The sequence below is a fragment of the Thiomonas sp. SCN 64-16 genome (assembly GCF_001725585.1).
GTDB lineage: Bacteria > Pseudomonadota > Gammaproteobacteria > Burkholderiales > Burkholderiaceae_C > Thiomonas > Thiomonas arsenitoxydans.
Genome location: NZ_MEGQ01000009.1, coordinates 47,820 through 65,552 on the forward strand (window position 1 = coordinate 47,820; position 17,733 = coordinate 65,552).

A 17,733-nucleotide genomic window follows, 5' to 3' on the forward strand; every position below is an offset into this window, starting at 1 on the left:
CACATGAGCGCCCGCTCCTGACCACGGCTCCTGCGCTCAACGGGCGCTTCCGCCCTTCCCTGTCATTGAACGGACAACGCGCATGTTCAAAAAAATCCTTATCGCCAACCGTGGCGAAATCGCCCTCCGGGTGCAGCGTGCCTGCCGCGAACTCGGCATCCAGACCGTGGTGGTCTATTCAGAAGCGGATCGTGAAGCGAAGTATGTACGGCTGGCCGACGAGGCCGTATGCATAGGCCCGGCGCCCTCGGCGCAGAGCTATCTGCATATGCCGGCCATCATTTCCGCTGCCGAAGTGACGGATGCCGAGGCGATTCACCCCGGTTACGGCTTTCTGTCGGAGAACGCGGATTTCGCTGAGCGGGTGGAGAAATCCGGCTTCGCCTTCATCGGCCCGCGTCCCGATTCCATCCGGCTGATGGGCGACAAGGTCAGCGCCAAGCAGGCCATGATCCGCTCTGGCGTGCCCTGCGTGCCGGGCTCGGAGGGGGCGCTGCCCGACGATCCGCGTGAGATCACCCGCATCGCTCGCTCGATCGGCTATCCCGTCATCATCAAGGCCGCAGGCGGCGGCGGCGGCCGCGGCATGCGCGTGGTGCACACCGAAGCCGCGCTGCTCAACGCCGTGACCATGACGCGCAGCGAAGCGGGGGCGGCGTTCGGCAACCCGGCGGTCTATATGGAGAAGTTTTTGCTCCAGCCGCGGCATATTGAAATCCAGGTGCTGGCCGACACCCACGGCAACGCGCTGTGGCTGGGCGAGCGCGATTGCTCGATGCAGCGCCGCCACCAGAAAGTTCTCGAAGAAGCGCCGGCCCCCGGCATTCCGCGGCGGTTGATCGAGCGTATCGGCGCCCGCTGCGCGGATGCCTGCAAAAAAATCGGCTACCGCGGAGCGGGCACCTTCGAGTTTCTGTATGAAAACGGCGAGTTCTACTTCATCGAGATGAACACCCGCGTGCAGGTCGAGCACCCCGTCACCGAACTCATCACCGGCATCGACATCGTGGTCGAGCAGATCCGCATTGCCGCGGGCGAGAAGCTGACCGTGCGCCAGCGCGGCGTGCAGCTCAACGGCCATGCCATCGAGTGCCGCATCAACGCCGAAGACCCCTACAAGTTCACCCCGTCGCCCGGCCGAATCACCATGTGGCACACCCCGGGCGGCCCGGGCGTGCGGGTCGATTCGCACGCCTATGCCAACTACTTCGTGCCGCCCAACTATGACTCGATGATCGGCAAGATCATCGTGCATGGCGCCACGCGCGAGCAGGCGATTGCGCGCATGCGTATTGCCCTGTCGGAAATGGTGGTGGACGGCATCCAGACCAATATCCCGCTGCACCGCGAACTCATGGTGGATGCGCGCTTCATCGAAGGCGGCACCAGCATTCACTACCTCGAGGAATACCTCGCCGCGCGGCATACCGCCTGATAGGGTTTGAACAAATCCGCCATGACCTACCGCGAAGTCACCCTCCCTGTCAGCGAAGAGCAGGCCGATCTCCTCTCCGATGCGCTGATGGAGCTCGGCGCTTTGAGCGTGAGCGTCGAAGACCGTTTCGGCGACACCGCACAGGAGCAAGCCTTGTACGGCGAGCCGGGCATGCCGCCGCCCAAGGGCGCCTGGGCACAATCGCTGCTTCGCGTGCTGTTCGCCGACGAGGCCCAGGCCGACGCTGCGCTGGCCGCCCTGCTGGCCGAAGACATCCTGCCCGATCTGCAAGAGGTGCAACAGTCCACGGTGGAAGATCAGGACTGGGTACGGCTGACGCAGTCTCAGTTCCAGCCGGTATCGATAGCCGACGCGCTGTGGATCGTGCCGAGCTGGCATGAGCCGCCCGAGGTTGCGGCGCCCATCATCCGTCTCGACCCTGGGCTGGCCTTCGGCACCGGCACCCACCCCACCACGCGGCTTTGTCTGGAGTGGCTGGCGCGTCAATCGCCAAGCCAACTCAGCGTGCTCGATTACGGTTGCGGTTCGGGCATTCTGGCCATTGCCGCGGCCAAGTTCGGCGCCGGCCCCGTGGTCGGCGTGGACATCGATCCCGACGCGGTGCTGGCCACCGAAGCCAACGCTGCGGCCAATGACGTCACCGTGCAGGCCGGCCTGCCCGACAAGGTGGCTGAAGCGCGATTCGACATCGTCGTCGCCAATATCCTGTCTGCGCCGCTCAAACTGCTGGCGCCCGCGATTGCCGCGCATGTGAAGCCCGGCGGCTGGCTCGTGCTCAGCGGCATACTCGACCGGCAGGCCGAAGAACTCATCGCCGCCTACGCGCCCTATTGCGCGCTGCAGATCGACAAGACGCTCGATGGCTGGGTCTGCCTCGCGGGCCGCGCCCACCCCTGAACAGCGCATGGCACAGGCCACCCGCTGCCCCCACTGCCAGACCGCCTTCAAGGTGGTGCGCGACCAGCTCTTGCTGCGCGAAGGCTGGGTGCGCTGCGGCCATTGCGGCGAACCGTTCAACGCCCTCGATCACCTGATCGATCTCACCCCGGCGCCGCCGCCCGTCCCCGCCGAGCCCCTGGCCACAGCAGAACCATCACTGCCGCCCGAAGTACCGCCCGAGCCGCAGGCAAGCACCGTGCCCGTGACGGCGGGCCTGCGCTGGAGCAACATTCCACTCGATCAGCCGACTTATCAAGGTTTTCTGCCGCTGACGGTTCAGGCCTACGATCTGGCGCCCCGGGCTCCGGCCGAACAGAAGCCGGAGCCGGTGAGCGGCGAAGAGGTCGAGCCTGACGAAGCGTTGGCACCCGCAGAATGGCCCGCCGACCTGCTACCCGAGGATGATCTTGTGGCGAACGAGATCTCGGCCTCCCAAGCCGCGCTCGACCCCGACGCCGCACCGCTGTCCGAGTTCAACCTGAACGACGCGCTCAACTATCAATTCGAGAGCGAGGACGTCCGACAAAACGCGCCCGCGCTCGCCGCAAAACCGGTGGAAGCGGAGCCCGAATTTATCCGCAAAGCCCGCCGCCAGGCCTTCTGGAGCAGCACGCCTGCCCGCGCGGCGCTGGCCTTCATCAGCCTGCTGCTGCTTCTGGCACTCGCCGCTCAGGCCGCGCTGACTTGGCGCGACACCCTGGCGCAGCTATACCCGATGAGCCGCCCTTGGCTGCAACAGCTCTGCCAGATGACCAGCGGCTGCGAACTGGCCGCTCCGCGCAACCTCGATGCCTTGGTCATCGACTCGTCCGCGCTCAGCCCGGCCGACAGCGGCTTGCAACTCAGCGTGTTGCTGCGCAACCGATCCGACCGCGCCGTGGCCTGGCCTGCGCTGGAGCTGACCCTGACCAATGCGCAGGACATGATTTTGCAACGCAAAGTGGTGCAAGCCGCGCAATACCTCCCCGAAGCGCAGGCCACCCATCGCACCCTGACAGAGGGCCTGGCCGCCGGCCAGCAGGTGCAATTGCTGCTGCACCTCGAGGTCAAAGGCGCCGCCCCGGCCGGTTACAAGCTGGTGTTGTTCTACCCCTGACGGCTATTTTTGGCCCGCCGGGCTTGGCAGGTTGAAAACGTCGTCGAGCGCGGCCCGGTAGCTGTCGCTCACCATGAGCTCGTCCCATTGCAAGGGAGGCTGGGTGGGCAGCAGATCGAAGCGGCGCTGGGCGCTGCGGACATCGGGCGTCCACTGCCCGCGCTCCAGTGCCTGATCAAGCTCGCGCAGCAGCACATCGAGCGGTCGGCCGTTATCGACCACGCTCTGGTTGCACACCAGCACGGCGTCGCATCCGGCCTGCAAACCCTGCAGTGCGGCCTGGCTGAGACTTTGGCCCTCGGCCCGCGCCGCGGCCATGCCGAGGTCGTCGCTGAGTATCGCGCCGGTAAAACCGATGCGCTCGCGCAGCACGTCCCGCAGCCAGACGGAGCTGAACCCTGCGGGCAGCGCATCCACCTCGGGGTAGATCACATGCGCCGGCATGACCGCGCGCAACCCGGGCGCCAGCCATCGATAAGGCGCGGCATCGGCGCTCAGAATGGCGTCGAGGGTGCGCGCGTCGTGCGCCACGGCCAGATGCGTGTCGGCACGCACATAGCCGTGGCCGGGGAAGTGCTTGGCGCAATGCGCCATCCCAGCACGCGCCAAACCCAGCATCAGGCTTTGCGCCAGCACCGTCACCACCCGCGCATCGGCGTGAAACGCGCGATCACCGATTACGCTGGAGCCGCCCCAGTCGAGATCGAGCACGGGCGTGAAGCTGAAATCCACCCCGCAAGCCCGCAGCTCCGAAGCCAGCACGAAACCGCACGCCGCCGCGCGCCGCATGGCGCCTGGGGCATCAGCCATCCAATGCGCCCCAAGCTCGCGCATGGCCGGAAGTGCCGTGAAGCCATCGGTGCGAAAGCGCTGTACCCGCCCGCCCTCGTGATCGACCGCGATCAGCAGATCAGGGCGTACCGCCTTGATCTGCGCGCACAGCGACAAGAGCTGCCCGCGGCTCTCCCAGTTGCGCGCAAACAGCACCACCCCGCCCACCAGAGGATTCCGTAGGCGCTTGCGATCGGCGGCGCCGAGTTGCAGCCCGGCCACATCGAGAATCAACGGGGAGTGCATCAGCAGTTGCATGTCTTTCGCCTCAGTCAGGCCGAGTCACTTCGGCTACAACCATGGCCAGCGCGGTATCGGCCTCATCGGACACCGAGACCAGAAACCGCAGCGAACGGGCCTCGCACCAGTCTTTGAGCGCGTCATGCAGCACGATGATCGGCTGCCCACTCGGGAGTTTGAGAATCTCGCAATCGCGCCAGCGCATGGGGCTATGAATGCCCAGGCCGATGGATTTGGAGAACGCTTCCTTGGCGGCAAACCGCGTGGCCAGGTAGTTGATGCCACGCTGGCGCACCTTGGCCATGCGGCGCTCATACTCGGCCAGCTCGCCTTCGCCGAGCACCCGTTGCGCGAAACGGTCGCCGTTACGCTGCACCGCGGCGCCCATGCGCGCAATGGAGCAGACATCGGTGCCGATGCCGTAGATCATGAATGCGTTGCCACCGCGCGCGCGATCACCGCCTGAAAGTCACGCACCGATTGCTTCAGCCCGACGAACACCGCATGACCGATGAGCGCATGGCCGATGTGCAGCTCGCTCACTTCAGGCAGTGCGGCAATGGCCGGCGTGCTCTGCAGACTCAGGCCGTGGCCCGCGTTGGTCTGCAGGCCCAGGCTGCGCCCCAGCTTCAGGCCCGCGACGATGCGATCGAATTCGCGTTGCCGCGTGGCTTCGTCTGCGGCATCGAAAGCGTTGGCGTAAGCGCCGGTGTGCAGCTCGATGCAGGGCGCACCAGCCTGGGCGCTGGCCTCGATTTGCCGGATGCTGGGCTCGATGAACAGGGAAACGCGGCAGCCGAAATCGGCCAGACGGGCGCAGGCCTCGCGCACGCGGTCGAACTGCCCCGCCACATCCAGCCCGCCCTCGGTAGTCACTTCCTGCCGACGCTCGGGCACCAGGCAGACCATCTGCGGACGTACTCGGCAGATGATGTCGAGCATCTCCGGGGCGAGCGCAGACTCGAAATTCAGCGGCGCCGAAAGGGTGGCTTTGAGCCGCTCGACATCGGCATCGCGGATGTGGCGACGGTCTTCGCGCAGGTGGAAGGTGATGATGTCCGCCCCGGCTTCGACCGCCTGCTGCGCCGCCAGCACGGGATCGGGAAAACTGCCACCGCGCGCGTTGCGCAGCGTGGCGACATGGTCGATATTCACCCCGAGCAGCGGCGCAGCATCGGAGGGGCAAGCCATTGGGTTCATAACTTGTGGAGATCAATAAGCAGCTGGCGGGTGCGCAGCATCTGTCCCGAAAGATGATAGTGAAGCAGGCTGCGCATCAGCGTCTTCGCGGCCCGCGCCAGTGCAACATCGCCTTCTGCCGGCGGGCCTTCGCGCAGCGCCAGCAACACCTCGCCGCGCACCGCCAGGGCATCGGAAGCGGAGCAGGCCGACACGCCATGATCCGGGTCGACCCGGTAAAACGCATCGGGCAGCACCGGCTCGGAGGTCGCCCCTTCGAGGTGCAGGTCGGGCAAAAAACCCAGTTCGCGCAACAGCGAAAACTCAAAGCTGCGCAGCACCGGCTCCAGCTCGCCCGCCGTCGCATGGGGGCGTTGCGCCAGCGCGGCAATGCCGGCGTGATAGGCGTCGAACAGACCTTCGTGAGCGTCTTCGCGAGCCAGCAGACGCACGAGCAGTTCGTTGAAATAAAAACCGCAAAGCAGGGGCAGGCCCGACAGCGGCGCCAGCCCACCCGCCCACTCGGCCCGGGTCAGGGTGCGCACCTCGCCGCGGCCGCTCCAACTGGCGTGGCAGGGCTGAAAACCCAGCAGCACGGCGCGCAGCGCGGAAGTCGGCCGCTTGGCGCCCTTGGCCACCAGCGCCAAGCGACCATGGCGGCGACTGAACACGTCGAGCAGCAGGCTGGTTTCCTTCCACGGGTAACTGTGCAGGACGTAGATGGGCTCTTCCTGCACGCGCTCCACCGAGACGCCGCGCCTGGGAGCGCGCGGCACGGGGCGCACGGCAGCCGGTTCGACGCTCAGCTCAGTCCTCATAGCCGAAGGCACGCACGGCGGCCTGGTCGTCGGCCCAGCCCGAACGGGTCTTGACCCAGACCTCCAGAAAAACCGGGCCGTCGAACAAGACCTGCATGTCCTGCCGCGCTTCGGTGGAGATGCGCTTGAGGCGCTCGCCCCCCGCGCCGATCACCATGGCCTTGTGTCCGTCCCGATCGACGATGATGGCCGCGGAAATGCGGCGCAGATCGCCTTCCTGGGCGAACTGCTCGATGACCACGGTGCTGGTGTAGGGCAATTCGTCGCCGGTCAGGCGGAACAACTTCTCCCGCAGAATCTCCGCCGCCAGGAAGCGCTCGCTGCGGTCGGTGAGGGCGTCTTCTTCATAGCCCCACTCACCTTCATGCAGATAGGGCTCCATGATGGACAGCAGCCGGGGGGCATCGGCTTGTTTTTGCGCCGACATCGGCACGATCTCGGCAAACTTGCGCAGCTGCCCCAGTTCGGCCAGCCAGGGCAGCAGCTTTTCGCGCGGAGTGATGCGGTCAAGTTTGTTGACCACGGCGATCACCGGCCGGTCGTCGGGCAAAACTTCAAGCACCGTGCGATCTTGCGGCAGAATCTTGCCCGCCTCAAGTACCCAGAGCACCAGATCGACCTCGCTCAAAGCGCCGGTGACGGTGCGGTTCATCGCCCGGTTGAGGGCGTGCATGTGCTGAGTCTGGAAGCCTGGCGTATCGACAAACGCGAACTGCGAAGCTCCGCGTGTGGTCACCCCGAGGATGCGGTGCCGCGTGGTCTGCGCCTTGTGCGAGGTGATGCTCACCTTGGCGCCCACCAGCGCATTGAGCAGGGTGGATTTGCCCACATTGGGACGGCCGACAATGGCCACAGTGCCGAAGCGACGCGGCGAATCCGGGGGCGATGAGGTCATGGCGATTTGAGAGTTTTAGGCGGTCGTCGCACCGGCGAGCGACGCTGCAGATTGTGCGCCAGCGCAGGCTGCGCCGCATCGGGCGCGTGGCTGGGCTGAACGACTTCACCGCGCTCATCCACCAACACAGGCCGGTTACCACGGCGCACGGGCTTTGTGCCGCCTCGGCCAATGCGCTCGATCATGCGCGTGGCGGCGTCTTGTTCGGCGCGGCGGCGGCTGTCGCCCTCGCCCTCCACTCTCAGTCCGAGTGCCTCGACGGCGCACTCCACCTTGAATTGCTGCTGGTGCGCCGCGCCGCGCACGTCGAGCACGGCATAGCTGGGTAAAGGCAGACGCTGGCCTTGCAGAAACTCCTGCAATTGCGTTTTCGCATCCTTGCGGACGACGTCGGCGTCCAGCGTATCCATGAGCGGGGCGAACAAGCGGCGCATCACCTCTTGCGCCGTGTCGAAACCGGCTTCGAGGTAGATCGCGCCAAGTAGCGCCTCTACCGTATCCGCCAAAATAGATTCACGCTGGGCGCCCCCGCTCTGCAGTTCGCCCTCACCCAGCCTGAGAAACCGCCCCAGGTCGATCGCGCGGGCCACTTCCGCCAGCGCCTCGGCACGCACCAGCGCCGCGCGCAGACGGGAGAGTTGCCCCTCGTCTTGCCGCGCTGCCTGGTGGTAGAGCCAAGCGGCGGCCGAGAGGTTGAGCACCGAATCACCCAGGAATTCCAGGCGCTCGTTGTGATCCGCGCCAAAGCTGCGATGCGTGAGCGCCCGCTCGAACAGTTTGCGATCGCGGAAGACGTAGCCCAGCCGCGTTTCTAGTGCCGTGCTCACCCGGGAATCAGTGGGAATGGCCGGCGTACTTGATCAGCAAGTACACCGGCCCGGCAATGTGAATTTCCTTGTTGTAGGCAAAGGAGATCACCACTTTGTCATTCACCTTGGTGATGTCGAGATCCTGCGCCGTGACGGAGGAGATGTAATCGACATCGGCCATTTTGGAATAGGCCGAACGAATATCGGCCACGGTCGGCCCGGCCTTGGCCGCCTGATCGACCGCCTTCTGAATGGCGAAATATTCCGTGGCGGTGGGTACCGCCTGCGCGCCAATGACCACGATGAACGCGAGGATGGCGCCCCAGAAAATCAACCCGATCAGGGTGATGCCACGCTGCTTGTCATGCTGCTTCATATTGGCCCCGATTTCTCCATCCGGCAATGACGATCAATGAATCAGCCCAATGTTTTTCGGTGCGCTGAAATTCATCCACACCACAAAGGCTTTGCCGATGATATTGCGCTCGGGCACAAAACCCCAATAACGTGAATCCAGCGAGTTGTCGCGGTTGTCGCCCATGACGAAATAGTTGCCGGCCGGCACCTTGCAGACAAAGCCTTCGGCGTTGTAGTGACACATATCGCGGTGCGGAAAACTTTCAGGCCCGCCGATGACATAGGGCGGCGCCATCGGATTGATCATGATGCGGTGATCGTGCGTGCCGAGCTTTTCCATGTACTGCTTGTAGTACGTCATGGTGTTCGGGTCGAAATAATCGGGCAAGGGCGTTTCCTGCACCGGCTTGCCGTTGATCACCAGGTGCTTGTTTTCGTACGACACTGTATCGCCCGGCAGCCCGACGATGCGCTTGATGTAATCGATTTTCGGATCTTTGGGCAAACGGAACACGATCACATCGCCGCGCTGGGGCAGCGCGCCCGGAGTGAGGCGGGTATCGAGCAGCGGCAGGCGCAGACCGTACTCGAATTTGTTCACCAGAATGAGGTCGCCCGGCACCAGCGTCGGCTCCATGGAGCCCGAAGGAATCTTGAAGGGTTCGGCCACAAAGGAGCGCAGCAAAAACACCACCAAAATGACCGGGAACAGCCCGGCGGTCCATTCCAGCCACCAGGGCTGACGCTGCACCCGTTCGCGCGCCGCTTCGATGTCGGCATCGCTGGCCACGGCGCCGTCTGCGGCCAGACCCTGTTTTTGCAGAGCACTGCGACGCTCTTCCAACTGCGCCACGGCCGACTTCGCCGCGCGCCTGCGTTGCGGCGCGAAATACCAGCGCTCGGCAAACCAGAACACGCCGGTGATGACCAGAAGAATGAACAGCAATAGGGTGAAGTTAACGCTGGGCGCAGTTTCCATACGGGATATTCTTGGGGAGTGGATCAGTCTTCGACTTGCAGAATCGCGAGAAAGGCTTCTTGTGGCACTTCGACCGAGCCGATCTGCTTCATGCGTTTTTTACCCGCCTTCTGCTTTTCCAGCAGTTTGCGTTTGCGGGAAATGTCCCCCCCGTAGCACTTGGCCAGCACGTTCTTGCGCAGGGCCTTGATTGTCTCACGCGCGATAATGTTGGCCCCGATGGCCGCCTGGATGGCGACGTCGTACATCTGGCGCGGAATGATCTCGCGCATCTTGGCCGCCACCTGACGGCCGCGGTACTGGCTCTGAGAGCGGTGCACGATGATGGACAGCGCGTCCACCCGGTCGCCGTTGATCAGCATATCGACCTTCACCACATCGGCGGCGCGGTACTCCTTGAACTCATAGTCCATCGAGGCATAGCCCCGCGACACGCTTTTGAGCTTGTCGAAAAAGTCGAGCACGATCTCGGCCAGTGGCATGTCGTAGGTCAGCATCACCTGGCGACCGTGATAGGCCATATTGAGCTGCATGCCCCGCTTCTGGTTGGCCAGGGTCATCACCGGGCCCACATAATCTTGCGGCATGTACAGATGCACCGTGACGATGGGCTCGCGGATTTCGGCAATGCGCCCCTGATCGGGCATTTTCGACGGATTTTCGACCTCGATCACCTCGCCATTGGCCAGCATGACCTGATAGACCACCGAGGGTGCGGTGGTGATGAGATCTTGGTCGAACTCGCGCTCCAGTCGCTCCTGCACGATCTCCATGTGCAGCAGGCCCAGAAAGCCGCAGCGAAAGCCGAAACCCAGCGCCTGGCTCACTTCGGGCTCGTAACGCAGGGCGGCATCGTTGAGCTTGAGCTTTTCCAGCGCGTCGCGCAGTTGGTCGTATTCGCTCGCCTCGGTGGGGTAGAGACCGGCGAACACCTGCGGCTGGATTTCCTTGAAGCCGGGCAGCGCCTCGGTTGCCGGACCGAGATTGTTGGGCAGCTTTTTTTCGAGGGTAATGGTGTCGCCGACCTTGGCGGCCTGCAACTCCTTGATGCCCGCGATGATGAAGCCGACCTCGCCCGTGTTCAAGGCCTCGCGCGACACCGATTTCGGCGTGAACACCCCGAGTTGTTCGGCGTTGTAGACCGCGTGCGTGGCCATCATCTTGAAACGCTCGCCCTTTTTCAGGCTGCCATCGACCACCCGCACCAGCATGACCACACCGACGTAGGTATCGAACCACGAGTCGATGATCATGGCGCGCAGCGGCGCGTCCACCACGCCCTTGGGCGGTGGCATGCGCGTAATCACGGCCTCGAGAACGTCGTCGATGCCCATGCCGGTCTTGGCGCTGCAGGCAATGGCATCGGCCGCATCGATGCCGATGACTTCCTCGATTTCTGCCTTGGCCTGCTCGGGGTCGGCTTGCGGCAGATCCATTTTGTTGAGCACCGGCACCACTTCCACACCCAGGTCGAGCGCGGTATAGCAATTCGCCACGGTCTGCGCTTCGACCCCCTGACTGGCATCGACCACCAAGAGCGCGCCTTCGCAGGCCGAGAGCGAACGGCTGACTTCATAACTGAAGTCGACATGCCCCGGCGTATCGATCAAATTGAGGTTGTAGGTTTTCCCGTCCCGCGCGACGTATTGCAGCGCCGCGGTCTGCGCCTTGATGGTGATGCCGCGCTCGCGCTCGATGTCCATCGAATCGAGCACCTGCGCTTCCATTTCCCGGTCGGACAAGCCCCCACACCGCTGAATAATGCGATCAGCAAGCGTAGATTTGCCGTGATCAATATGGGCAATAATTGAAAAATTACGAATATGATTCATGCAATAGTCCACTGGGGCGACCGCTTCGCGCCCTGCGGATCAGACGGAAACACGGGGATGAACAAGAAAAAAGGCGCGACAAGCGTGACGCGCCTTCCAACAAATCGATTTGGCAACTGCTGATGCTTGTTGGGCGGTCATTCTAACCCGGGGGCGAAACCCGGCCTGATGCCGCGTTCCGCCCTGTTGATCGCCTCAGTTCTGCGGCCGGATCAGGACATACAGACCCGATTCGCCGCGCCGCACCAGCACCGCCACCTGCTTGCCGACGGGCAGTTGCGCGCTGATGGCATTGAACTGGGCGGCACTGCTGACTGCGGTGTTGCCCACCGCCAGCACCACATCCCCCACACGCAGTCCGTCGCGTGCCGCGCTCTCACGCACAGCCTCGACCAGCACGCCGCTGCTCACGCCGAGCTGACGCTTTTGGGCATCATTGAGATCGATGACTTTCACCCCCAACGCGTTGGCCTTGCTCACGGCTTCGGGCTTTTGCTCTTCTACCGGCTTGGCGCCGGGCTTCTTGTCCATCACCCATTCGCCCACCTTGACGTTGAGCGTCAGGGTCTTGCCCATACGCAGCACCTGCATGGGCACGGTGGAGTCAGGCTTGGTTTCGCCCACCAGACGCGGCAGATCGTTGGCCCGCTCCACCGGTTTGCCGTTGAAGCTGGTGACAATGTCGCCCACCTGCACACCGGCCTTGTCCGCCGCGCCGTCCTTCTCGACCACGCGCACCAAAGCACCCCGCGCCTGCCCCAGTCCGAGCGACTCGGCCAGATCGCGGCTCACGCTGTCGATCTGCACCCCGATCTTGCCGCGCACCACATAGCCCTGCTTCTTGAGCTGCTCGACCACGCGCATGGCTTCATCGATGGGGATGGCAAATGAGATGCCCATGAAGCCGCCGGTGCGGCTGTAGATCTGCGAATTGATGCCGATGACGTTGCCGCGCATATCGATCAGCGGGCCGCCGGAGTTGCCCGGATTGACCGCTACGTCGGTCTGAATGAACGGGGTGTAGTCGCCGGTATCGCGCCCCTTGGCGCTGACGATGCCCGCCGTCACCGTGTTCTCGAGCCCGAACGGCGAGCCGATGGCCACCACCCACTCACCCACCTTGACTTTGGAGGAATCGCCGATGTGCACGGCAGGCAGCGCTTGCTTGGCATCGATCTTCACCAGCGCCACGTCGGTGCGTTTGTCGGCGCCGATGAGCTTGGCCTTGAACTCGCGTTTGTCGGTCAACGTGACCATGATCTCGTCCGCCCCGTCCACGACATGGGCATTGGTCATGATGTAGCCGTCCGGGCTCACGATGAAGCCCGAGCCCACACCCGTGGGACGCTCTTCCTCTTCATTCTGCGGGCCGTTCTTGCCCCCCTTCGGGCTATCGGGCGCGGGAATGGGCACCCCAAAAAACCGCCGAAGCAGCTCGCGGGTCTGCTCGTCCATCTGATCGCCGCTGCCCACGGGCACCTTTTTGTAGGTGCGGATATTCACCACGGACGGACCGGCCTTCTCCACCAGCCCGGTGAAATCCGGCAGGCCGCAGGCCACGCAAGACTGCTGCGGCACCGAACCGGTCGCCTGCGCAGGAACCGCGATACCCGAAAAGGCCAGCAGGCCCGCACTCAAACAGCTCAACAAAACTTTTTTCACCGATTTCTCCCTGATACATCGCGCCTGAGATCAGGCATGGCACTGCAATTGATTCCATCATTTCATCCGCTCGCGGGCAGCATACGGAAAACGTCGCAACCGCGCTGCGGCCAGGCGCAGAACCCTCAAGCCGCTTATTGCACGCGAACGATGGCCTCGCTGATGCGACGCAGCGTGCGCTCAGGCACGGCGCCCATCACCGTCAGCCAGGAGTCGCCGATGCGCCGAGACAGCGCCAGCGTGCCGCCGACGCGCTGTTCAGGCGCGACCGGCTCGCTCAGATCGGCAGCGGACTGCACAAAAATGGATACCGAAGCCAGGCCATCACTGAGCAGCCACTGCAATACCTCAGAGGGTTTGCTGCCCACCGACATACTGCGGCGAAATACCCCGACCGTCTTGAAGCCCGGCACCTGGGAAGACAGCGCCCATCCCTGCGACTGCAGACTCACCGGCACGACCTTCATCTGCTCCACCGCATACCCTGGGGGTTGATGCAGACTGTCGCGCACCAAAGACTGGCGCGGCGCCACATTGACCTTGAGTTCGGTGAATGCCACCTGATTGATCACATGGCCCGCCGCGTCCAGCGTTTGCGCCTTGACCAGCAGCTGCGAATCGCGCAGCGACCACAGCCGGTATCCCCAGCGCAATTCGTCGCGCGGCAACAAGGTGGAGACGCGGCACTCGAAACCCGCGCAACGCTGCAGCCCGCCCCGCTCCAGGCGGTAATTGCGGTCGACCTCGCCATCGGTGGTTTTGAGCAAACGGGGAAAGCTGGCCTGCCCAGCCTGATTGTCGATCAGCGTGAGGCGATAGTCGGGCCAACTCGTGCGAACCTCATCATTGAGCGAAACCATGATGCGGCGCTGCCCATCGAGCGTCTCGATGCGCTCGAAATGCCCCTGCGGCAAAACATAGTGCACTAGGCTGGAGGTGCTGATCTCATCGCCGCGCTGGGTGATGAACACGCCGCTGTAATTCAGCGACCGGGCGGCCGCGCTGACGGTCTGCAACCATTGCTCCAGACCCTTGCGCTGCGCAGGCGCATCCGCTGATTGCGCCGCGGCCAAGGGGTCCGCCGCGGCTGGCGCTTGGCCCTCCTGCGCGGCGAGTGCGGGCGCGGCCCAGGCGAGGGCGGGCGCGGCCCAAAGTGCACCCGACAATCCGACAAGGCTCCCCAGCCAGATTGCCCGACGCCAGCGACGCGCGCTGAATACCTGCAAGCCCGCCATCAGTGCGATTGCGCTGCGGGCGCGGTCTGATGGAGGCCCCGCTCAGGGAGACCAGGCTCAGGGACGCTGGGCTCGACAGGCCGATTTCGAACCCATTGCAGCGTGGCCGGCACGGCGGGCATCATGCCCCCAGCCATCTGCTGATGCGCCAGGAGGTATTCGACCATGGGCATTTGCTCCGACACAGGAACGAGCTGGGTGGCCCCTTGACCGCCCTCGCCCCGCTGCGGACTCTGCGCCGACAGATCGGCCTGGATCAAACCCGCCCGGGCCACTGGGTTGAGAGGCGCAGCAATCTGGGTATCGGCTACAGGTATCTGCCCCTTCGAACCCAGAACTCCGACTGACGCCACCGTCGGCGCCGCACCTGACGAATCGGCGTTCTGCAATCCTGGCAGCGCCACCCAGGCCATCACCGCCACCCCGGCCACAGCCGCCATGCCAGCGGCCATGCGCGTGCTCCAGTGCGGGCGGCGATGCGCGGCAGAGCGATGTGCCGATGCCGAAGATCGATCAACCGCCGCAGCCGTTTGCGTCACGGCCTGCGGCTGCAGCACGATGGGTTCGCGCGCAATGGCCGCGCTGACGCGCTGCAAAAAGTCAGCCTCGCCGGGCATGGGCGTGAGATCGGCAGAACGCAGCACATCGCCGATCTGCGCGTAAATCAGCCAGTCTCGTCGCGCGGCCTCGTCCGAAGCCACATGGCGGATAAAAGCTGCCGTAGCCTCCGTCCGCGCGGATTGCCCACGGTACTCCCCTTCCGCATCCATCAAGGCGGAGAGTTGCTCGCGCGACATGTCTTGACTCATTTCCTGTCTCCAACAAAGCTCAACCGTAGGCTCACCAACGCTTGCCACCCTTGTGCTCGATCACCGGCCGCAGACGCTCTGCGATCGCCTCGCGGGCACGAAAAATTCGCGAACGCACCGTGCCGATCGGGCATTGCATGGCTTCGGCAATATCTTCGTAACTCAAACCTTCAATCTCGCGCAAAGTGATCGCCATGCGCAAATCTTCTGGCAAAGACTCCATCGCGGCATTCACCGTTTGCACGATTTCTTTCGAAACCAGAATGGATTCTGGCGTTTCGTGGTTGGTTAGTAGCTCGGTCGGGCTAAAAGTTTCTTCATCATGGCCCAACGCATCACCTTCGGACACCGTCGGATCGCGAATATCGTCGGAAATGGCTTTTTTGGCCGTATTGACCGCGATGCGATAGAGCCAGGTATAGAATTGACTTTCGCCGCGAAACTGCCCGATGGCCCGGTAAGCGCGCAAAAAAGTCTCTTGCGCCACGTCTTCCGCCAGGGCCGGATCGCGAATGAAGCGCAGCACCAAACGATAAATGCGGCGCTGGTATTTGGCCACGAGCAGATCGAAGGCCTTCTGCTGCCCCACCTGGACCTGCTGGACCAGCACGGCATCACTCTGGGTGTCTTGCTCCACCAGAACTCAGTGCGGCAGTGCACCCAAGCGCAGTCGCAGTTCGCGAAAAATGCCGGGTTGGATATCGCTGGGCACGGGCAGAACCACGCGCCCTTTAGCCGTCAGGCCCAGTACCAGCAGCAGCCCCGGCAGCACCATGCCTCGCACCTGAAGCACATCTTCCAGACCGTCGCCGCGCTGCAGCTTCCAGCCGCGCTCACCGTGAAACAGCGTGAACGGGCGGATGGTCCAGTAGGGGTACTGCGCTGACAGAATGGCCAGGAATATGGCGGCTGCAAAAGCCGCCATCAGGCTGAGCGAATCGGTATCGCGCCAGACCCAGACCGTCCACCCGGCGGCGAGCAGGGACGCCGCACTGAACAGCCCGAGCAGCAGATGCCAACGGCCGAAATGTTCGACCCGGATCTGCAGGGGTGCAAGGGTCTTCATGCTGCTCTGTTCAGAGGGGGGAATGCAAAGGGGAAATGCAAAGGACAGCTAAATTGTCCCTCAGACGCGCTTGAACAGCAGCGACCCGTTGGTGCCGCCAAAGCCGAAATTGTTTTTCAGCGCGTAGTCGATGCGCATGTCGCGCGCGGTGTTGGCGCAGTAGTCCAGATCGCATTCCGGATCGGGCGTCTGCAGATTGATGGTGGGCGGGCAGACCTGGTGATGCAATGACAACACGGTATAGACCGACTCGACCCCTCCGGCGCCACCGAGCAGGTGGCCAGTCATCGACTTGGTGGAATTAACCACCAGCTTGTAGGCATGGTCGCCAAAAGCGAGCTTGATGGCATCGGACTCGTTCTTGTCCCCCAGCGGGGTGGAGGTGCCATGGGCGTTAACCATTTGCACCTGATCGGCGGCCACGTCGGCGTTTTTCAGCGCCAGCAACATGCTGCGGCGGGGGCCGTCGGTGTTGGGCGCCGTGATATGCCCGGCGTCACCGCTCATGCCGAAACCGACGAGCTCGGCGTAAATTCTGGCGCCGCGCTTGACTGCAAGGTCGTAGTCTTCCAGCACCATCACGCCCGCGCCTTCCCCGAGCACGAAACCATCGCGGTCTTTGTCCCACGGGCGACTCGCGCTGGTCGGATCGTCATTGCGAGTGGACAAGGCGCGCGCTGATGCAAAACCACCGATACCCAAGGGCGATACCGTGGCCTCTGCGCCGCCTGCAACCATGACGTCAGCATCACCGGACTCGATGAGGCGCGCGGCCAGACCGATGGCGTGCAGACCCGTGGTGCAGGCCGTGACGACGGAGAGGTTGGGGCCCTGAAAACCATATTCGATAGACACATGCCCGGAGACCATATTGATGATCGACGCCGGCACGAAGAACGGCGTGACGCGGCGTGGGCCGCGATCGAGCAGTTCCTTGTAGGTGTTTTCGATCAGTGGCAGACCGCCGATACCCGAACCCACCAGCACGCCGACCCGTTCGGGATCGAGCCCGGCCTGGTCGATGCCGCTGTCACGCACCGCCTGCATCGACGCGGCGATGCCGTAGTGGATGAAGGTATCCATATGCCGCGCTTCCTTGGCGGCGATGTACTGCGTCACATCGAAATCACGGACTTCGCCTGCGATTTGCACGGAATAGGCCGAGGCATCGAACTTGGTGATGCGTCCGATGCCCGATTTGCCAGCGAGCAGGCTTGCCCAGTTGTCATCCAGCGTGTTGCCCAGCGGGGAAACCGCGCCAAGGCCAGTAATCGCAATTCGTCGGCGAAGAGTCATGTGAAATCAGGTAAGCCGCGCCAGCGCAGAAGCATGGACGCGAGCATTAGTGAGTCAGAACAAGATGGATTCAAAACAAGGTCGCTCAAGGTGCATGGCCGATCAAACAAATCGGCGCTGCAATTGAACCCGTCATCAGGCCTTGTAGTGCGCCTTGGCGTAGTCAACCGCCAATTGCACGGTGGTGATCTTCTCCGCGTCTTCGTCAGGAATCTCGATGTGGAATTCGTCTTC

Annotated in this window: 19 protein-coding genes; 3 read left to right on the forward strand and 16 right to left on the reverse strand. The window is 63.6% G+C overall.

Features of this window, described 5'->3' with window-relative positions:
- The first annotated feature begins 82 nt into the window (after positions 1–82).
- The 3 genes from accC to ABT24_RS03925 are packed head-to-tail and all read left to right on the forward strand — an operon-like array spanning position 83 to position 3,491.
- A complete protein-coding gene (gene accC, locus ABT24_RS03915; protein ID WP_276726871.1) occupies positions 83–1,435 on the forward strand; it encodes an acetyl-CoA carboxylase biotin carboxylase subunit in 1,353 nt (450 codons plus the stop codon).
- A gap of 21 nt (positions 1,436–1,456) precedes the next feature.
- On the forward strand, positions 1,457–2,353 hold the full coding sequence (gene prmA / locus ABT24_RS03920) for a 50S ribosomal protein L11 methyltransferase (RefSeq protein WP_276727150.1): 897 nt from the start codon (positions 1,457–1,459) through the stop codon (positions 2,351–2,353).
- A complete protein-coding gene (locus ABT24_RS03925; RefSeq protein WP_286737354.1) occupies positions 2,316–3,491 on the forward strand; it encodes a zinc-ribbon and DUF3426 domain-containing protein in 1,176 nt (391 codons plus the stop codon). Before prmA ends, ABT24_RS03925 begins: the two co-directional genes overlap by 38 nt.
- Before the next feature lie 3 nt (positions 3,492–3,494).
- Here the strand turns inward: ABT24_RS03925 and nagZ are convergent, their stop codons facing one another.
- The 16 genes from nagZ to ABT24_RS04005 form a co-directional block, all read right to left on the reverse strand.
- A complete protein-coding gene (nagZ, locus tag ABT24_RS03930) occupies positions 3,495–4,580 on the reverse strand; it encodes a beta-N-acetylhexosaminidase (RefSeq protein ID WP_276726867.1) in 1,086 nt (361 codons plus the stop codon).
- A 10-nt stretch (positions 4,581–4,590) separates the two neighbouring features.
- Positions 4,591–4,992 carry a holo-ACP synthase gene (gene acpS / locus ABT24_RS03935; protein ID WP_276726865.1) on the reverse strand — a complete coding sequence of 134 codons (402 nt, stop codon included), beginning with the start codon at positions 4,990–4,992 and terminating at the stop codon, positions 4,591–4,593.
- Entirely contained in the window at positions 4,989–5,753 is a 765-nt protein-coding gene (locus tag ABT24_RS03940; protein WP_276726863.1) for a pyridoxine 5'-phosphate synthase, read from the reverse strand. Before ABT24_RS03940 ends, acpS begins: the two co-directional genes overlap by 4 nt.
- Positions 5,754–5,758: 5 nt before the next feature.
- Positions 5,759–6,559: a DNA repair protein RecO gene (gene recO, locus ABT24_RS03945; protein ID WP_013106663.1), complete on the reverse strand. Its 801-nt coding sequence runs from the start codon at positions 6,557–6,559 to the stop codon at positions 5,759–5,761.
- Positions 6,549–7,454, reverse strand: a complete 906-nt coding sequence (era, locus tag ABT24_RS03950) for a GTPase Era (RefSeq protein WP_276726860.1) — start codon at positions 7,452–7,454, stop codon at positions 6,549–6,551. The genes recO and era overlap by 11 nt, the downstream gene beginning before the upstream one ends.
- Positions 7,451–8,281 (reverse strand): ribonuclease III, encoded by an 831-nt coding sequence (gene rnc, locus ABT24_RS03955; protein ID WP_276726858.1) that lies wholly within the window; start codon positions 8,279–8,281, stop codon positions 7,451–7,453. Before rnc ends, era begins: the two co-directional genes overlap by 4 nt.
- 7 nt (positions 8,282–8,288) lie before the next feature.
- The gene (locus ABT24_RS03960) at positions 8,289–8,639 is read right to left on the reverse strand and encodes a DUF4845 domain-containing protein (protein ID WP_013106666.1); all 351 of its coding nucleotides are present in this window, start codon (positions 8,637–8,639) and stop codon (positions 8,289–8,291) included.
- A 33-nt stretch (positions 8,640–8,672) separates the two neighbouring features.
- The gene (lepB, locus tag ABT24_RS03965) at positions 8,673–9,599 is read right to left on the reverse strand and encodes a signal peptidase I (RefSeq protein WP_286737355.1); all 927 of its coding nucleotides are present in this window, start codon (positions 9,597–9,599) and stop codon (positions 8,673–8,675) included.
- 23 nt (positions 9,600–9,622) lie between these two features.
- On the reverse strand, positions 9,623–11,431 hold the full coding sequence (lepA, locus tag ABT24_RS03970) for a translation elongation factor 4 (RefSeq protein WP_013106668.1): 1,809 nt from the start codon (positions 11,429–11,431) through the stop codon (positions 9,623–9,625).
- A 195-nt stretch (positions 11,432–11,626) separates the two neighbouring features.
- Positions 11,627–13,093: a DegQ family serine endoprotease gene (locus tag ABT24_RS03975; protein WP_276726853.1), complete on the reverse strand. Its 1,467-nt coding sequence runs from the start codon at positions 13,091–13,093 to the stop codon at positions 11,627–11,629.
- Between the two features lie 134 nt (positions 13,094–13,227).
- Positions 13,228–14,259 carry a MucB/RseB C-terminal domain-containing protein gene (locus ABT24_RS03980; protein ID WP_276726851.1) on the reverse strand — a complete coding sequence of 344 codons (1,032 nt, stop codon included), beginning with the start codon at positions 14,257–14,259 and terminating at the stop codon, positions 13,228–13,230.
- A 68-nt stretch (positions 14,260–14,327) separates the two neighbouring features.
- Positions 14,328–15,137 carry a sigma-E factor negative regulatory protein gene (locus ABT24_RS03985; protein WP_276726849.1) on the reverse strand — a complete coding sequence of 270 codons (810 nt, stop codon included), beginning with the start codon at positions 15,135–15,137 and terminating at the stop codon, positions 14,328–14,330.
- Positions 15,138–15,168: 31 nt separating this feature from the next.
- Complete coding sequence (gene rpoE, locus ABT24_RS03990) at positions 15,169–15,774, reverse strand: RNA polymerase sigma factor RpoE (protein ID WP_286737357.1); 606 nt, start codon at positions 15,772–15,774, stop codon at positions 15,169–15,171.
- A 6-nt stretch (positions 15,775–15,780) separates the two neighbouring features.
- On the reverse strand, positions 15,781–16,203 hold the full coding sequence (locus ABT24_RS03995; protein WP_013106673.1) for a hypothetical protein: 423 nt from the start codon (positions 16,201–16,203) through the stop codon (positions 15,781–15,783).
- A gap of 60 nt (positions 16,204–16,263) precedes the next feature.
- Positions 16,264–17,499, reverse strand: coding sequence for a beta-ketoacyl-ACP synthase II (gene fabF, locus ABT24_RS04000; protein ID WP_276726847.1), 1,236 nt, complete (start codon positions 17,497–17,499; stop codon positions 16,264–16,266).
- Positions 17,500–17,634: 135 nt separating this feature from the next.
- The coding region (locus ABT24_RS04005; RefSeq protein WP_502689009.1) for an acyl carrier protein at positions 17,635–17,733 on the reverse strand (99 nt) is incomplete at its 5' end.